General features: G+C 59.4%; 13 protein-coding genes and 6 pseudogenes. 10 read left to right on the top strand and 9 right to left on the bottom strand.

Annotation, left to right across the window (positions count from 1 at the left end; genetic code table 11):
- Positions 1–269: 269 nt before the first annotated feature.
- The 3 genes from ABIB99_RS44080 to ABIB99_RS44070 form a co-directional block, all read right to left on the bottom strand.
- On the bottom strand, positions 270–2,126 hold the full coding sequence (locus ABIB99_RS44080; RefSeq protein WP_354182212.1) for a PAS domain-containing sensor histidine kinase: 1,857 nt from the start codon (positions 2,124–2,126) through the stop codon (positions 270–272).
- A gap of 318 nt (positions 2,127–2,444) precedes the next feature.
- Positions 2,445–2,684 carry a hypothetical protein gene (locus ABIB99_RS44075; protein WP_354182210.1) on the bottom strand — a complete coding sequence of 80 codons (240 nt, stop codon included), beginning with the start codon at positions 2,682–2,684 and terminating at the stop codon, positions 2,445–2,447.
- Positions 2,685–2,937: 253 nt separating this feature from the next.
- Positions 2,938–3,237 (bottom strand): septal ring lytic transglycosylase RlpA family protein, encoded by a 300-nt coding sequence (locus ABIB99_RS44070; protein ID WP_354182214.1) that lies wholly within the window; start codon positions 3,235–3,237, stop codon positions 2,938–2,940.
- Between the two features lie 541 nt (positions 3,238–3,778).
- Here ABIB99_RS44070 and ABIB99_RS44065 point away from each other — a divergent pair.
- Positions 3,779–4,050: pseudogene (locus ABIB99_RS44065) on the top strand (transposase); the annotation flags it as partial.
- A 74-nt stretch (positions 4,051–4,124) separates the two neighbouring features.
- On the opposite strand, the pseudogene ABIB99_RS44060 reads toward ABIB99_RS44065, so the two are convergent.
- From ABIB99_RS44060 to ABIB99_RS44050, 3 genes and pseudogenes are all read right to left on the bottom strand, one after another.
- Positions 4,125–4,409 (bottom strand): annotated as a pseudogene (locus ABIB99_RS44060) (acyltransferase family protein); the annotation flags it as partial.
- Between the two features lie 94 nt (positions 4,410–4,503).
- A pseudogene (chrA, locus tag ABIB99_RS44055) lies at positions 4,504–5,727 on the bottom strand (chromate efflux transporter).
- Positions 5,728–6,116: 389 nt separating this feature from the next.
- Complete coding sequence (locus ABIB99_RS44050) at positions 6,117–7,640, bottom strand: multicopper oxidase family protein (protein ID WP_354182208.1); 1,524 nt, start codon at positions 7,638–7,640, stop codon at positions 6,117–6,119.
- Between the two features lie 231 nt (positions 7,641–7,871).
- Here ABIB99_RS44050 and ABIB99_RS44045 point away from each other — a divergent pair.
- Both ABIB99_RS44045 and ABIB99_RS44040 read left to right on the top strand, forming a co-directional pair.
- Positions 7,872–8,173 (top strand): annotated as a pseudogene (locus tag ABIB99_RS44045) (IS30 family transposase); the annotation flags it as partial.
- Positions 8,174–8,301: 128 nt separating this feature from the next.
- Entirely contained in the window at positions 8,302–8,556 is a 255-nt protein-coding gene (locus ABIB99_RS44040) for a PepSY domain-containing protein (RefSeq protein WP_354182206.1), read from the top strand.
- 55 nt (positions 8,557–8,611) lie between these two features.
- On the opposite strand, the gene ABIB99_RS44035 is transcribed toward ABIB99_RS44040, so the two are convergent.
- Positions 8,612–8,989, bottom strand: a complete 378-nt coding sequence (locus tag ABIB99_RS44035; protein ID WP_354182204.1) for an NUDIX hydrolase — start codon at positions 8,987–8,989, stop codon at positions 8,612–8,614.
- 549 nt (positions 8,990–9,538) lie between these two features.
- On the bottom strand, positions 9,539–10,489 hold the full coding sequence (locus ABIB99_RS44030; protein ID WP_354182202.1) for a LysR family transcriptional regulator: 951 nt from the start codon (positions 10,487–10,489) through the stop codon (positions 9,539–9,541).
- A gap of 194 nt (positions 10,490–10,683) precedes the next feature.
- On the opposite strand from ABIB99_RS44030, the gene ABIB99_RS44025 reads away from it, so the two are divergent.
- The 7 genes and pseudogenes from ABIB99_RS44025 to ABIB99_RS43995 form a co-directional block, all read left to right on the top strand.
- Positions 10,684–11,427 carry an SDR family NAD(P)-dependent oxidoreductase gene (locus ABIB99_RS44025; RefSeq protein WP_354182200.1) on the top strand — a complete coding sequence of 248 codons (744 nt, stop codon included), beginning with the start codon at positions 10,684–10,686 and terminating at the stop codon, positions 11,425–11,427.
- Positions 11,428–11,442: 15 nt separating this feature from the next.
- Entirely contained in the window at positions 11,443–12,009 is a 567-nt protein-coding gene (locus ABIB99_RS44020; RefSeq protein ID WP_354182198.1) for an alpha/beta fold hydrolase, read from the top strand.
- On the top strand, positions 12,006–12,353 hold the full coding sequence (locus tag ABIB99_RS44015; RefSeq protein ID WP_354182196.1) for an alpha/beta fold hydrolase: 348 nt from the start codon (positions 12,006–12,008) through the stop codon (positions 12,351–12,353). Before ABIB99_RS44020 ends, ABIB99_RS44015 begins: the two co-directional genes overlap by 4 nt.
- 73 nt (positions 12,354–12,426) lie before the next feature.
- Positions 12,427–12,795, top strand: coding sequence for a DUF427 domain-containing protein (locus ABIB99_RS44010; protein WP_354182194.1), 369 nt, complete (start codon positions 12,427–12,429; stop codon positions 12,793–12,795).
- Between the two features lie 406 nt (positions 12,796–13,201).
- Complete coding sequence (locus ABIB99_RS44005; protein WP_354182192.1) at positions 13,202–13,987, top strand: methyltransferase domain-containing protein; 786 nt, start codon at positions 13,202–13,204, stop codon at positions 13,985–13,987.
- A gap of 209 nt (positions 13,988–14,196) precedes the next feature.
- A pseudogene (locus tag ABIB99_RS44000) lies at positions 14,197–14,550 on the top strand (tetratricopeptide repeat protein); the annotation flags it as partial.
- Between the two features lie 26 nt (positions 14,551–14,576).
- A pseudogene (locus ABIB99_RS43995) lies at positions 14,577–15,041 on the top strand (tetratricopeptide repeat protein); the annotation flags it as partial.
- A 563-nt stretch (positions 15,042–15,604) separates the two neighbouring features.
- Here the strand turns inward: ABIB99_RS43995 and ABIB99_RS44600 are convergent.
- A complete protein-coding gene (locus ABIB99_RS44600; protein ID WP_502917571.1) occupies positions 15,605–15,796 on the bottom strand; it encodes a DUF6841 family protein in 192 nt (63 codons plus the stop codon).
- Positions 15,797–15,896 lie beyond the last annotated feature (100 nt).

The following is a 15,896-nucleotide window of genomic DNA, read 5'->3' as shown; positions in this document are numbered from 1 at the left end:
ACACTGCATCTCCATGTCCATACTGTCGCTTGGTACAGGCCTAAGATCAATCGCCCTAGATGTATCGAAAACCATTCCACTTCCGGTTTTGGCCCTTAGCCGAAGGTCGATTGAGCGCGTGTCATGTCGGCTGTCAGAGGCAAACCGGACGCGATCCAACTTGGCGTCCACCGTTGCTTTTGACCCGAAGCGGACGTTCCGACTGGCGGGTGATCACGGCATCGATATCGGCGGTCGCCAAGAATGGAATCCGTTTCGCTCCTGCAAGCTCAAGCGCCGGCGTGCTCGGCGGGAACGGTCTTACCCCGTTCTAGCGGGAGGGTGAACTGAAAGACGGCGCCCCGAGGTTCATTCCCAGTGGCCCACAGCCTGCCACCGTGGGCCTGGATGATCGAACGGCAGATCGCAAGGCCCATGCCCAAGCCGCTAGGCTTGGTCGTGTAGAAGGCTTCGAACAGGCGGTCCACACTCCGCGGGTCCAGCCCTGGGCCGAAATCCCGCACGGTGACGAGCACGGCGTTCGAGGCCTCTCTCTCACTGGTGATCCTCACCTCGCGCGTCCCTTTGTCGATGCTGCTCATGGCTTCGACCGCATTGAGGATCAGGTTGAGGATTACTTGTTGCAGCTGGATGCGGTCGCCTTCGATGAGCGGCAAGCCCGTCGCGAGCTGGGTCTGCAGGGATACGCCATGCCTCACCAATTCGCTCCGGGTCAAGGCGATGACTTCGAGGACGGCCTCATTGACGTCAACCCGCGCCAGGCGTAGGGGCGCCTTCTTGGCTAGGGCGCGGATCCGGTGCATGACATCGCCCGCACGCTCGGCGTCCTGGACGATATAGCCGAGGGTCGCGCGGACCTTATCCAGATCGGGCGGTTCAGCTTCGAGCCAGCCCAAGCCGGCTGCGGCATTGGTGGCTACCGCCGCAATGGGCTGGTTGACTTCGTGGGCGATCGAGGCCGTCAGCTCGCCCAAGGTCGTGACACGCGTGATGTGAACGAGGTCCGCTTGTGCCTGGCGCAACTCCTGTTCCGCTTGCTTGGCCGCAGAGACGTCCATGATCGCTCCAACGAACTCAACCTTGCCCGATTCATCTGCTACGGCGCGAGCCACAACCTTCACGAACTTGACCGAGTCATCAGGCATCTGGAATCGATGTTCGAGCTCCCAGTCCTTGCCCTCGCGCGATGCGCGGTCGATTACCCGCCTAACTCGGTCGATGTCCGCAGGATGAACTCTTTGTATGAGCAGCTGCAGTGATGGCTTGGTTGTTCGGTCGTATCCAAGGATTCTGGAGCTCTCCTCCGACCAGAAGAACTCTCCGCCAGAGCTTTTCCAACTGAAACTGCCCGTGAGACTCAATCTCTGTGCTTCGGCCAAATAGGCCTCGCTGAGCCGCAGCGCATTTTCGGCCTGCTTGCGCTCAGTGATGTCATTATTAGTCTCCATGATCGCGACGGGCCGGCCCCGTCCGTCCCGTTGCACAGACCACCGACTCGCCACGGTTGCTTGCGTGCCGTCTTTTTTCGTGTGGACGAGTTCCCCTTCCCAGCGGCCGTTGCGGAGCAACTTTGCCATGATCTGCTCGAGCGGCATGGGGAAGGTCGTCCGCATGAGTTGGTGGGTAATCTTGCCGACGGCTTCACCTCTTTTCCATCCGTACAGTTCCTCGGCGCCGCGATTCCAGTAGGAGATGACATCGTTCATGTCGCGCACGAACACTGTGTCGTGGGTGAGGTCGAGGAGTCCGGCCTGCTCGCGCAGCACCATTTCTCTCGATCGGCTTTGCACCGCGAGGAAAGCCGTAATGCCGATCGCCGCTAGGGTGAGAAGGCCGTTCGAAAGTGCGATGCCTGGCGATACATCGTGCTCCGACAGCATGTAGCTTAGCCCCGTCAGAGCCATTAATCCCAACGACGCGAGCACAACTCCACGCTTCTGAAGAAACTTCGCAGATAGCAGCACAACGCCCACGTACAGCACCGCGAGGGCAATCTCCTTTGCGGTAATTGTGTCAAGAATGAAGACAACGATAGCGACGGCAGCGCCAATAGCTGCAAGAGCGCGCGACCTGACTATTGTCGGCTGGGTCGCCGCATATTCCACTTGGTTCTGCTCCGTCCGCATGTCTCGGCCTCGCCAGGGGACTTGCCGGCGGTCCTGGTGTCGCGATCGGGTCGGCACTTTTCGCTCGGTCAATCTGGCAAGCTGACGTTCCCGGTTCGAGAGCGACGGAGCACAAGCCGCTGCCTTGCACCGCCAGTCATCCGCTTTGCCGCATCGGGAGTTTGTCCCGATCTACCTTGCGAGTAAAGCGGCAGCAGCGGAGCGTGGCGAAACGGAACAGCATGCCGCAGGCCGACAACACTACCAGCGGCGCGGGCACTTGATAGCCTTCCCCCAGTCCGAGCCTTCCTGCGTGGCCTTCCATTGATGGACTACAGATCAATCCGTCAGCAGATCATAGTCCCGGCGCAAAACAGTTTGGACGTGAACCGCCGCGCGCGCGGCGGGATTTGCATCTGCCGCACCCGCTGCGAGCACACAGAGCGACCAGTTATTTTCAGCGTGCTTTGCAACGCGATTGATCGCTATTTCCAGGACGTTATGACAGCCGGGCTGCTTTCTCACTTCTAGCAACGCTCGTCGCTGCAATTCCTGGATTGAAACGCGGATCTTGGGCATAGGCTGGCTCGGCAATCTTACTGGTTGGGGGCCGCGCGCTATACCTAACAGAACAAGCGCAATCCGGGTTCCCCTTGCGAGAGGCACGAACCTTCGATCGCTAGCTCGGCACCCGATATCTTGCGGCAGCGTCACACTCGCGATGTCGGCTCATTGGAATAGCGGACCTCGCAACAGAGCGCGCCTAAGCCCGAAAATGACCCTTAGGCGGTAGCTTGTCGCTTTGCAGAGATACTTTTCCGAGACGCTGAACTCAGCGAAGGGAGACCGTTTCAAGGTCAGCCATTCCCAGTGCACGCGCGGCCCCGGTAGACAGGTCTATGCAGCGTCCCTTTACGAAGGGACCGCGGTCATTGACTCGGACAGTGACGCTTCGTCCGCTTGAGTGCGAGGTCACTGTGACGTCAGAACCGAACGACCTAGTGCGATGGGCTGCAGTCATCGCGCTTGGATTCATCCGTTCGCCGGAAGCGGTTCGGCCGCCGCTATAGCCATAGTGAGAAGCGATACATGTCTCGGCGAACGCCGGTGTTGATGTACTGGCAAGCGCCATAGCGACGAATATTGGGCGGATCATCGTCTCACTTCCCAAGTCCCGCCCACATGAGCAACTTTTCTGAAGCCTCTACGTTCCCGTCAGATCGCTCGATACCGGCCATTGCTGGGGCATTTTGCTAGTCCCGCTGCTGGGCCCTTTTCGGACATTGCGCGAGGTCTGACATAGGTCCGTCATTGACCCTTTTGCGAAGTGGCTGCCGACACCGAGTACGTCCGATTGGCGGTGCAGACCGCCGTAGCCAAAACGGCGCTTTTGACCCGTTGCGGAAGTCGTCGGCTTTAACGGCGAGCCCCTATAAACGTTCGTATGGTTCCGTTAACCCATTACATGCCGGACGATTACCTACGTTCAATTGAGCAGCTGATCGCGAGCGTCTTAGGCTGCATGCGTTGGAAAAGCGCACAGGCTCATCAAGTGCGACAGCGACAATGGATGATCGACGGACAGCTGCGATAAAGCCAAGAGGAGACTACGATGCTCAACTGCTCCGAAAGCATTAAATCTGGCAGTGCCGCGCGATGCGCAGTTTGTGATGGCGGAGCGGCGGATTACGCGATGGGTGTATGAGCATCTGCTCGACGCGGTGCAGCAACCCTTGATGCGAACCCACAAGCCATGCGTCAGCGTCGCGAGACAGTCGAGCATCCGTTCGGCACGATGAAGGCTCGCATGGGAGCGACGCACTTCCTCACCAAAACCCTTCCGAAGGTCGCCGCTGAGATGGCACTCTCCGTCCTGGCCGACAATCTGACACGGGTCATGAACATCATCGAAACCAAGCGGCTAATCGCTGCGATCGCGGCCTGAGACGTCCTCGGCACTAACTCTCAGAACCGACCTCCCGTGAAACCGTTTTTACGGCCAAGACCCAGAGCAGTCCTCACATATGCCGGATAGATGCGGCTGAAGCGAGCGATGGCGAAGCCGACTGGCGTGCGTCCCTCCGCTGAGTATGCGATGACGAAGCCGCTGATGGCGAAGAAGACCGGGACCCCGAGGAAGCCGTATTGCGCGACAGGGGCCAGCGCGGGCAGCGCGACTTGAGCAACGCCATGCGATGCCGCGCCCCAGAATCCGTAGTGGTACAGAACCACCGCGCCGACGGCCACGAGCCGCAGCAGGTCGAGGGCGGGCACTCGCGAAGAATCCGTCCGGATTTGGTCCACGTACGATCTCCAGATAGACCGGGAATTATCGGCGATACCGCCATAGATCGCTTTAACGGGACGTTCGAAAACCCGGCTATTCGCGGGACCGACCTCAGAGGAACGCCATCGCGGATCCAGCGGCGGCACTCAAGGTGACAACGACGAGCGGCGGGGCGCGCCAGGCGACCAGCAGAACGAAGCCGACAAGCGTGATGCCGAAATCCCGCGGCCCATGCACGGTCGTCGTCCATACCGGATCGTACAGCGCAGCGCCCAGTACGCCGACGACCGCGGCGTTGATGCCCCGCATCATGGCCTGGGCGCCGGCCCGCTTCCGGAACAAATCCCAGAACGCCAGGGCGCCGAGCAGGACCAGGATCCCGGGTAGGAATACGCCGATGAGGCCGAGCGCCGCGCCGGCGAGCCCGTTCGGCTCCGGAGAGACCACCGTGCCGAGGTAGGCCGCGAAGGTGAAGAGCGGGCCCGGCACCGCCTGGGCGGCGCCGTAGCCGGCGAGGAATACGTCGTCGCTCAACTACCCCGGCGTGACGAAGGCTTCGCGGAGGAGGGGGAGCACGACATGGCCGCCGCCGAAGACGAGCGCGCCGGAGCGGTAGAAGGCGTCGAACAAGGCGACGCCCGTGGATCCCGTCAGGCCGCGCAGCGCGGGGAGCCCGGCCAGCAGGACGAAGAACATCCCGAGGGTGATCAGGCCGACGGTTCGTGACACGGGAATCTCAACGTGTCCGGACGGCGCCGGCGCCTCGCTGCGGCACAGCCACAGACCGGCGAGGCCGCCGAGCACGATCGCTCCGATCTGGGCGACCGACGCTATGCTGAAGAGGATGATCAGCGCCGCCACGACCGCGATCGATGCTCGCTCGTGGTCGGGACAGAGGTTGCGCGCCATGCCCCACACCGCCTGCGCCACGATGGCGACCGCGGTCAGCTTCAGTCCGTGCAACAGACCGGCGCCGACCGGTCCGCTCAGCGCGCCGGCGCCGTAGGCGAAGAGGACGAGGATCGCGGCCGACGGTAGGGTGAAGCCGGTCCAGGCGGCGAGCGCGCCCAGGTAGCCTGCCCGCATCAGACCGATTGAGAAACCGACCTGGCTGCTGGCAGGGCCCGGCAGGAATTGGCACAGCCCGACCAGATCGGCGTAGGCATGGTCGTCGATCCACTTCCGCCGCACGACGAACTCGTCGCGGAAGTAGCCGATGTGGGTGATCGGGCCGCCGAAGCAGGTCAGACCAAGCTTCAGGAAGATCCGCAGGACCTCCAGCGGCGATCCGGCGGGAGATTTTTGGACGGCGGAGATGTCAGTCGACGAATTCAAGCTCACGGACGTTTGATCCGGTCCAGGGCATTTGCTTATCGGAATTCGATAAACGATGTCGGTCGGGCTGGCTAGTCGCTGATGCGCTTTACGCGCGGCGACGTGAGGGACCATATCGTTTCATCCAAAATCGATCACGGACCTCCGAAGTGGCGTTGAAAAGCGACACGGCAGCAGAGAGAAGTCCAAAGATCAACCTTCGCGAGATTTTTAGGGTTGTTCGATCTTCGACTTTTACAACAATATTGGCCCTTAGCGGACATGCCGGCCCGTCCGCTGGATGTCTGCTTTCGGGGGTAGACCAAATATAGCAAAGGGAAGTCGTCACTTCCGCTAATGACTCGAAGCGGGAAATGTATTTGTCACCTAATCGCGGCGTGCAGGTGCGTTCAAGCAACGACTTCGATGATGCCCATCATGCCCTTGTCTTCGTGATCGACTGCATGACAATGGTACACAAATCGACCGACGATCGCTGGATCGGTGAACGGAATGACGACCTTGAGCGCGCCGGGCCCTTGGTCCGTTGCGGGCGGTACTGAAAAAGTGTCGCGCAGACTATCATCGCGCCAGGAAACGCCGCCTACTTCCGTCACCAGGAACGGTGTCTGGTGAATGTGGAAGCTGTGATACTGCTGATCCGTGTTGACCACCGTCCATTCTTCCGTATCGCCGAGCTTGACGGTTTGGTCGGTGCGCGCCTCGTCGACGACGCGGCTGTCAATCATGAATACCTTACGGTCGGCGGTTCGCGAATAAGATAGCGTCCGGCGCCGTGCAATGGCCGCGGCGCGAACGTCGTTTATCCATTGCGGCCCAGTGACTCGCTGGCGCAAGATATCATCCTCGATCGCCGCACTCTGCGACGAACCGCTGGAATGGATGACTGCCAATTGCCTCACCGGTTCCGGCGGCCGCCAGGCTTCGTTCTGAAAAGAAATGGTTCGCATCGGGTACTCCCCTGCCGGCGGACCGATCGCAATGGCGTCAATCCGCTCGCCGGGGCCAATGAAAAATTCGGTCATCTTGCGTGGCTGCGACAACGCGTGCCCATCAGTCGCCACGACGTATAGCGGCATGCCCTCAATGCGCAATTTGTAGAAATCTGACGCTCCGATGTGCGCGATGCGCCAAAATTGCATTTCGCCGGGGCGCATGACGACGACGGGATTGATCTGACCGTTGATCGAAACCATTTCGCTTTCGTCGTCAAACTTGACGTGCTTGATCAGAAAAAAGCGTTCAGGCAACCTGTGCAGCAGCGGGAAAAGTTGATCAATGCCATCGACGACCAGAGCACCTGACATACCGCCAAGGATTTGATCATTGACGAAGCCGTGCGCATGGGGGTGGTACCAGAACAAGCCTGGACCTTGCCGACCTGACGCCGGGATGCGCACTTGGTATTGGAATGTATCGCCGGGTTGAATGTGAACGAACACGTTATCGCTGTTGCCCTGTGGCGACACGCTCATACCGTGAAAGTGCAGGTTCGACGCGGTGCCGGCGCCGGTACAAATAGGACCCACGTAGCCAGGACGATCGAGCCCGGAAGTCAGATTGTTGCGGAACGTGATCCGCAGCATGTCTCCCAAGCGCGCTCGTAGCATCGGCGGCACATAGGCGCCATTGTAAAGCAGTCCGGCAAACGCGCGATCGCCGAGTTGCACCGATCCGGGCGCTGCCGTAATCGTCGCATCGAGCACGCCATTGACGCTATGCATCTCCGGCGGCTGGATGAGCGGCTCCGGCTGCGGCGCTTCAGGCTGCGAACGTGCCCCCGGCATCGATGGGCCAAGCGACAGCAGACCTCCGGCCGCGGCCGTCGCGCCAAGGAAACGACTAGCGGCCTTGATGAACAAGCGGCGGTCGGGCGTCCAGGACTGGCACATCGCATCCCTCATCACGCGCATCGCTACCGCCAGACGATACTAGGTATCCTCTATCGGGCCAAATTGCGTCCTGCCATTGGTGGGTGAGCCGGATGGCGGTAGCCGGTTAGAATGTGTCGCGACTTACCGTTTTGTCACAGCTTCTTGCAGCCTCCCATCGCAATTTGCCCGGAGAATGTCCGGGCGAGCTGGCCGATGATAGTTCTCGTTTCATCAGCTTTGGAAATTACGTCGAGCTGTTCGGCAATGCACGAAGAACTTTACCGGTCGCTGACCTGGGACAGAGGCAAGGAGGTCGCAGACCATCAACGGCTGACATTGGCCACCGAAGTCGAGGTCTACTTTGTGATCCTCGATCTCCCTGGCAGCGCGGGTCAAGCGAAAACACGAACGGATTACTGCGCCAATATCTTCCGCGCGGCACCGATCTGTCCTTGCACAGCCACGCCAAGCTCAGTGCCATCGCAAGGCAGCTCAATGAAAGGCCGAGAAAGACCTTGCTCTATCAGACGCCGGCTGAGAAGTTCGCAGAATGTGTTGCAGCGATCGGTTGAACTCGCCACGCCATAGCACCGCTCACTCATTTGCGTCGCTTTGACACAGTGTCATAGGCCGCGGGCGTGACAGAGGAACATCAATTCAGCGCGCCCGTTGAAGCCTTCTCATCGAAAGGAGGTTTGTGATGAAACTTGCCACAATTCTGGTTCTCGGTTCCCTCGCCATGGGCTCAGCAGCGAGAGCAGATCAACCCGGACCTGACTGGATGCCGATGGAGCAAGTGAAGGCTAAGGTCATGGAGTCGGGTTATTCGCAGATCACTAAGCTTGAAGCCGACGACGGCCAATGGGAGGGCGAAGGCATCAAGAACGGACAGAAGATGGAATTTCATGCCGACCCTAAGACCGGCGTCATCGTGCGCGAAAAGCCAGACCACTAACCCTTGAGATCATGCGAGGCGGGTTGCCAATTGTGCTGAACGACGGGGACACAATTCACTTCGGAAGCAACTTGTCCCGAATGTAGCGCGAAGTCGGCGTCAGCCGGATTCCTCGTGGCTTGCACCAGACCGCCCTGTCGATCTCCTTCTTGTCGCCGATCTTCAGGGGGCCGGACGCGTTCTTGGCTAAGAAGATCGCATCACTCATCTTGCGACCGGACTGACGATTCTTTGCGCTCACTTCTCTCCAGAGCTTCACCGGCCCCAGCTTAAGCTTCGGCAGTTCTTCCCTGATCTCTCGGCGAAGGCACTTCCTTTCGCTCTCACCTGAACGCTTGCGACCGCCCGGAAACATCCAGAGCCTATCGCGCCGTCGTCTGACCAGGAGCACGCGCCCCTTCTTCGCGACAACAAGTTTTGAAGACTTCGCCATTTCTCTTCGAATCGATACGGCAGATCGCCACCAGCCTAGACCGGCTGCTTCGACCTGCAATGATGAGCGTCAGCCCGCCCCCGTAGTATCACGGAGCAACCCCACAGGTCGTGACCACGTGTTCAGGTGCCCTATCCTTACGCAACATGCTCGAAATCTTCGACATCCTCCAAGAGCCCAAGTTCTGGGTCGCGATGGCCTTTGGACTGGCTCCGATCGTCATTGGCATCATCATCTTGTGGCCAAGCCGATGAAAGTCGCCAGCGACACCTTTCATTTCCCGTCCCGGCGGCAGTGGGTAGATTTTCCCGGGTGGCCGAGCCGATGTCGGTTGTTGGCCCATCAGCGAAGTGGCTAGCCTTCGCTTTGAGGTCAGCTTAATGGGTCGGAGCGGACTAGATTTGCTCACGCTGAGCTTTTCGGATTTTGACCCTAAGCGGACGCCCCAAGAAAAATTGACTGACTTGCCCTTCAGCAGTCCACAAAGATTGAGGTGTACTAGCCTCACGACCGCAGAAGCGCTCGGTCTCGAAGTGCAGCCGACATTGCTCACCCGCGCCGATCGAGACCGACCTTTGCTAGGCGACTTATCCCGCTTTCTGCTTCGCCCTCGACGGATGGCACAAGGTTCGCGGCGAGAAAGTCCACGAAAGCTCTGAGTTTGGGAGCGAGTTGCCGGCTCGACGGCCACAGGACCCGTAGCGGTCCCGAACGATCGGTGTAATCGTTGAGCACGGGGACGAGCAGACCTTCGCGAAGCTGGCGGTTGATGGCGAAGTCCGGCAGGTAAGCGATGCCCATGCCCTGTTCGGCCATATAGATGAGCGGCTCAAGCGTACTCGCCACGACCGTTTTTGGCAGCTCGCTCTCGATGTCGGCATGCTCTCCCCGCAGCGGCCATCGCTCGAACCTTCGGCTGGTCGGAAACATGTGGCGCAGACAGGCGTGAGCCTTGAGGTCGTCGGGGATCTGAGGAACGCCTTTGGCCGCCAGATAGGTCGGCGATGCCACCAGGCGTCGGCGATACATGCCCAAAGCCCGGGACATCAAGCGCGTGTCGCCGGCGTCGGCGAAGCGCACGACGGCGTCGAAGCCTTCCTCGATCACATCGACGACCCGATCGCTGAAATCGAGATCCAATGTAATCTCGGGATAGGCCCGCATGAACGCGACGAGAGTCGGCATCATCAGCATACCAGCCAATGGCAGGCCGACACGCAGCGTGCCACGCGGGGCCTCCTGCGTCTGCGACAGCTCAAGCTCGGCCGCTTCAATCTCAGCAAAGATGCGACGGCAGCGTTCCAGAAATCGGGCACCTTCCGCGGTGAGCGTGATGCTGCGCGTGCTGCGATGGAGAAGGCGCACGCCGAGCCGTTCCTCCATCCGAGCTACCGCCTTGCCGATCGCTGACGACGACACGCCAAGCTGCCGTCCCGCGACCGTGAAATTTCGGGCTTCCGCCGCCCGTACGAAGGCATTGAGCGACCCCAGACTGTCCATAGGCGAACCTCCATTTCGGACATTCTAGTCCGATATGTTTGGAATTGCGGCCCAATTTTCAAGGCGTTCAGGAGTGCTCATCTTCGGCCCAACGCCGCGCTCTCTTTCGCCTCACTGAAGAGATGGAGACGACGGGCGGTCCAGGGCAGAGGAGCCACCTCTGCTCAAAACCTCGCTTTTTCAAGGAGATAGTCATGTCATCGTCAGTCGTATTGATCACAGGGGCCCTCACTGGCATCGGCCGCGCTGCAGCAGTCGCGTTCGCAAAAGCAGGCCATCGCGTCGTTGTTTCCGGGAGAAAGCCGGATGCCGGGGAGGCTTTGGTCCGCGAACTCCGCGCGTCTGGTTGCGAAGCCGAGTTCGTCCAAGCCGACGTGCGCAAGGAAGACGATGTCCGTCGCCTTGTCGACCGCACGGTTGAGCGCTTCGGGCGTCTCGATGTCGCGGTGAACAATGCCGGCACCGAAGGCAAGCCCGGCCCGATTACGGACCAGACCTCGGAAAGCTACGCCGCGACGTTCGACACCAATGTTCTCGGCGTGCTGCTGAGCATGAAGCACGAAGCGCGCGTCATGAAGGGACAGGGCAGCGGCAACATCATCAACATCTCCTCGACCTACGGGCATGAGGGCGCGGCTGGAGCGTCGATCTATGTCGGCAGCAAGCACGCCGTCGAAGGCATTACCAAGTCGGTGGCGCTCGAACTCGCAAAGTCGGGCGTCCGTGTGAACGCCGTGGCTCCCGGTCCGACTGACACCGGCATGTTGACCCGCTTCACTGGCACGCCCGAGAACAAGGCGGCTCTGGTGACGACCGTGCCGATGGCCCGCCTCGGCCTCTCGGAGGAGCTTGCCAATGCGATCGTCTTCATCGCGTCGGAGGGAGCCTCATACATCACAGGCCATGTCCTCCACGTCGATGGCGGCAAGAGCCACTGACCGTCGGGGCTTTCCATGACCCAACACAATCACCAGACCGCTCCCACGCAGTTCATCGAGGCCCACGGCATCCGCTTCGCCTATCGCCGCTTCGGCAGGGCAGGCGGCGTGCCGCTGGTCTTCAACCAGCATTTCCGCGGGACCATGGATCATTGGGATCCGGCCGTCACCGACGGTCTGGCCGGGAACCGCGAGGTGATCCTCTTCAATAATGCGGGCGTATCGAGCAGTTCAGGCCGGGTCCCGACGAGCTTTCAGGAAATGGGTGCAAATGCAATCTCGTTCATCAAGGCACTCGGGCTTACCGAGGTCGACGTGCTCGGCTTTTCCATCGGCGGCATGGTCGCCCAGGAAATTGCAATCCAGGCTCCCGATCTAGTTCGCCGGCTCATTCTTGTCGGAACCGGGCCGCGTGGGGCTGACATGGCAACGAGCAGATCAGCAGAGATATTCGCGGCCACCTACGACTCGCCGGAGTATCTCTGGCTCGCCGTTCACTTCTCGCCGTCCCCTTCGAGCCAGGCCGCAGGCCTCGCCTTTCTGGAACGCAAGCTTTCCCGCGACGTCGCGACCCAGAGGTGAGCGGAGAAGCTGCATCCGCGCAGCGCGAGGCCATCGGCAAATACATCGCGCCGGCCGAGAGCGTCTTCGACCGTCTGAAAAATATCCGTCAGCCGACGCTGATCGTGCAGGGCAGTAACGATGTCATCATACCTACGGTGAACTCTTACATCCTACAGCAAAACCTGCCGAATGCGCAGCTGATCCTTTATCCGGATGCAAATCACGGGTCGTTCTACCAGTACCCGGAACTCTTCGTGTCGCAAGCCGACCGGTTCCTCAGATCGTCACTTCAAGGCGACGATGCGAACCTGCAACCCGCCGAGCGGCTGCCATTCCCCTCCATCGTCTCGGAGGGAATTTAGCTGGCTGGGACACGGAGCCAGGACATGGAAACGCCGCCCAAGACCCCGCTTCCAACTGAAAAGGATGCAAATCATGGCTGACAAAGTGGTGAAGATTCCGGGGGCTGATCACCCGATTTCGATCGAGGCGAACCCGTCGCGCATCGTGGTCAAGATCGGCGGAAAGACCGTCGCAGACACAAGCGCTGCGCTAACGCTGCGCGAGGCGTCCTATCCGCCTGTTCAGTATATCCCCCGTCGGGATGTCGATATGACCGCGCTCACGCGGAGCGAACACACTTCGTACTGTCCCTACAAGGGCGACGCCTCCTATTACAGCATTCCGGTTGGAGGAGATCGTTCGGTCAATGCGGTGTGGACTTATGAGACGCCGTTTGAAGCGGTGGCGCAGATCAAGGACTACGTCGCCTTCTACCCGGACCGGGTCGACGAGATGAGTTAACCGGTGAGAGCACGGAGCGGTCTGCTGATGTTCGGCGACAGCTTCGTAGATCGATCTTGATAGCGACGGAGCGAAGGCGGCGAGCTTCACCGTGAGCGATGTGATGGAGAAAAGTCACGACGACCAGTGCGAATAGGAACTAAGAACAGCCCAAGGTTCGCGGCATTTATGGTGGTAAGGGGTGCTAAAAGGCATGACCGATATTGGCCCATCAGCGAAGTGGCTAGCCTTCGCTTTGAGGTCAGCTTCATGGGTGGCAGCGAACTAGATTTGCTCACGCTGAGCCTTTCGGATTTTGACCCATTTCAGACCTATCGGCCAGTTCGAAGAACAGTTACCCTTTGACGCGCGTCTCAGCGTCTTGGATCACTTTCCCATCCGGCTATCTGTTTGGAGGGAACACGACATGGGTGGAATAACATTCACGGATGAAGCTGCGCGGCACCTCGAAAAGCTATATCGTACCAAGGACATTGTTGCGCAGCGGCGCGAGACAATTCGGCACCTCAACTTATCGGCCGGTGAAAAAGTTCTGGATATCGGATGTGGCCCAGGTTTTCTGTGCGAAGAGATGAGCGAAATTGTTGACCGCCATGGAGCTGTGGTCGGCATCGATATCTCGCCTGACCTGGTAGAACTTTGCGCTCGACGTGAGCATCCTACATGGCTGTCATACGAAGTCGGTGATGCGACCAAACTCCGTCACCCGGACGCGTCTTTTGACGTCGTGGCGTGTGCGCAGGTTGCTGAGTATATCGCCGATGTTGACGCGGTCTTGTCGGAGGCTTTTCGCGTTCTAAAGCCGGGCGGGCGAACCATCTTCATCACTACCGATTGGGACGCCGTCGTATGGTTTTCCGACGACGCGAAACGAATGGCGGCTGTTTTGAAATCGTGGGAGGCGCATTGTGCCCACCCGCGTCTGCCGAGAACGATGCCACACAGGCTCAAAAATTCTGGACTTCGACTTGATGATGCTTTCGTATACTCACTCCTCAACCTGAGTTACGACGATGATAGCTTCAGCAAAGGACTATCAACAATCATAAAAATGTTTGTCGGAGGACGCGGAGATGTTTCGGCAGGCGACCTTAATCAATGGCTTAACGAGTTCGAGCGTTTGAACGAAGCTGGCCGATATTTTTTCAGCAGCAATAGGTATATCTTCAAAGCTTCAAGACCGGCACGCTGACTCTCCTGAATGTCGGTTGTTGGCCCTTTGCTGTCCTTAGCGCTCGCTCTTATGATGTCGGCTTCCGAGCCCAAACCGGAAACCGAGCAACTCATCTCGCTGATGAACCATTCGAGTTGCGACCCCGACTAAGGGGGCGGGATCAGCGCCCAGGGGAATAGCAAATCGGCTATCCCGGCTCCTCCCGTCAATTGCGGAGACCACGTGCGATGCAGATGCGCTCGTCCGCATACTGGTTGTTGCCATGGTTGGCCGTGGCGGCTCTCGCAGGGTTGCCTACGGTGGCTGCCGCAGACGACGCGGACACCTGCGCAAAGCAATCGGGCGACGCTGCCATCGCGGCGTGCTCTCGCGCCATTGCGTCGGGCGAATTCAGTGGCGAGGAACTTGCGAAAATCTACTCAAACCGTGGCGGTGGATATAAGAGCAAGAGCGACCTCGACAGCGCCATCGCCGACTACAGCGAAGCGATCCGGGTCGATCCGAAGCACGTCACTGCCTACAACAAGCGCGGCATCGCTTGGGCGGAGAAGGGCGCGGTCGAGCGCGCCGTCGCCGATTACAGTGAGGCAATCGGCTCGATCCGAGCTACGTCTATGCCTACAACAACCGCGGCGTCATTTGGTCGGAGAAGGGCGCGGTCGACCGCGCTATCGCCGATTACGATGAGGCAATTCGGCTCGATCCGAACTACTTCACAGGCTACAACAACCGCGGCAACGCCTGGAGGGCCAAGGTCAACCTCGATCGCGCCGTCGCCGACTACAATCAGGCGCTCCGCCTTGCTCCGAAATATGTCGAAGCGTACGAAAACCGCGGGGACGCTTGGGTTGCCAAGGGCGACCTCGAAAGTGCCATCACGGACTACAACGAAGCGATCCTGCTCAATCCGAAATATGCCAAATCCTATTACAACCGCGGCGTTGCGTGGGAGAGGAAGCGCAGTCTACTAGAGGCATTGTCTGACTTCGAAGCGTACTCTCAACTCGTTCCGTCCGACCCAGATGGCCCAAAGTCTGTGGAGCGCGTAAAGAAAGAATTGAGCGCAAGATGACAGGGCGGCGCTGACTGCTTGATGTCTGGAAGTGGCCCTTAGCTGTCCACCCGCGCAAACGCCGTGATGTCGGCTTTAGGACTGGGAGCGGACCAAGGTAAGACGGCGCTGCGGTGCCCCAAAGCACTCGGCATCAACGTGCCGCCCGCGTTGCTTGCGGTCGCTAACGAGGTGATCGAATAAGGCCACTTCCGCTCGTGGCCCATCGCTTCCGTTGACGCGACGCAGCTATTTGTCGGGGACGACGCCAGAGCGGAAGTTTGCCGCCGAGCGCGAGAGCGACGCTTGTGACCCAACTCGGACTACGGCCCGGTAGATCCCTTCAGCGATGCCGCACACCGACCGCTCTGAACCCATACCGGCTAGATGTGAATGGTCGAGGTCAAGATCTGCCATCGTTCGTTGGGTCGGATCAAATTTTACGATTGCCACCATCTGCGAAGTTTACTCCAGTCTCCGCGAAGCATTTGCCACTTCAGCGTGGCGAGGACGCTTTTTGAGCCAATCGGCTTTACGTCAAGATCTGTGAAAGTGGATCTGCGTAACCCCTCTGCGTAATACTTCTAGGCCACATTCTGGAAAAATTCCTGCAAATCCTGGCGTGTCTGAAAAACGTGAACAGACGCGTCGGCTCGCATGGTTATGCTTGGCGCATGGTAGTATGTCGCGATAGCGGCACCGTTCCTCTCGTCGAAGAGCTTTGTGTAGTCGCTGAAAAAATTGCCGATCTCGGATAGTTGCGCCTGATCCGACATGGAGTCGAGCTATCGCCCAAAGTTGGTGACGGCGGGAATCGGAAAGGCGGCATATCGTGGGGGTGCTTGACGCCTCCACTTCTCCACCGAAGGAGCGATA

This window comes from Bradyrhizobium sp. LA6.1 (assembly GCF_040547805.1).
Taxonomy (GTDB): domain Bacteria; phylum Pseudomonadota; class Alphaproteobacteria; order Rhizobiales; family Xanthobacteraceae; genus Bradyrhizobium; species Bradyrhizobium barranii.
This window is presented reverse-complemented; position numbering and strand designations above follow the sequence as displayed.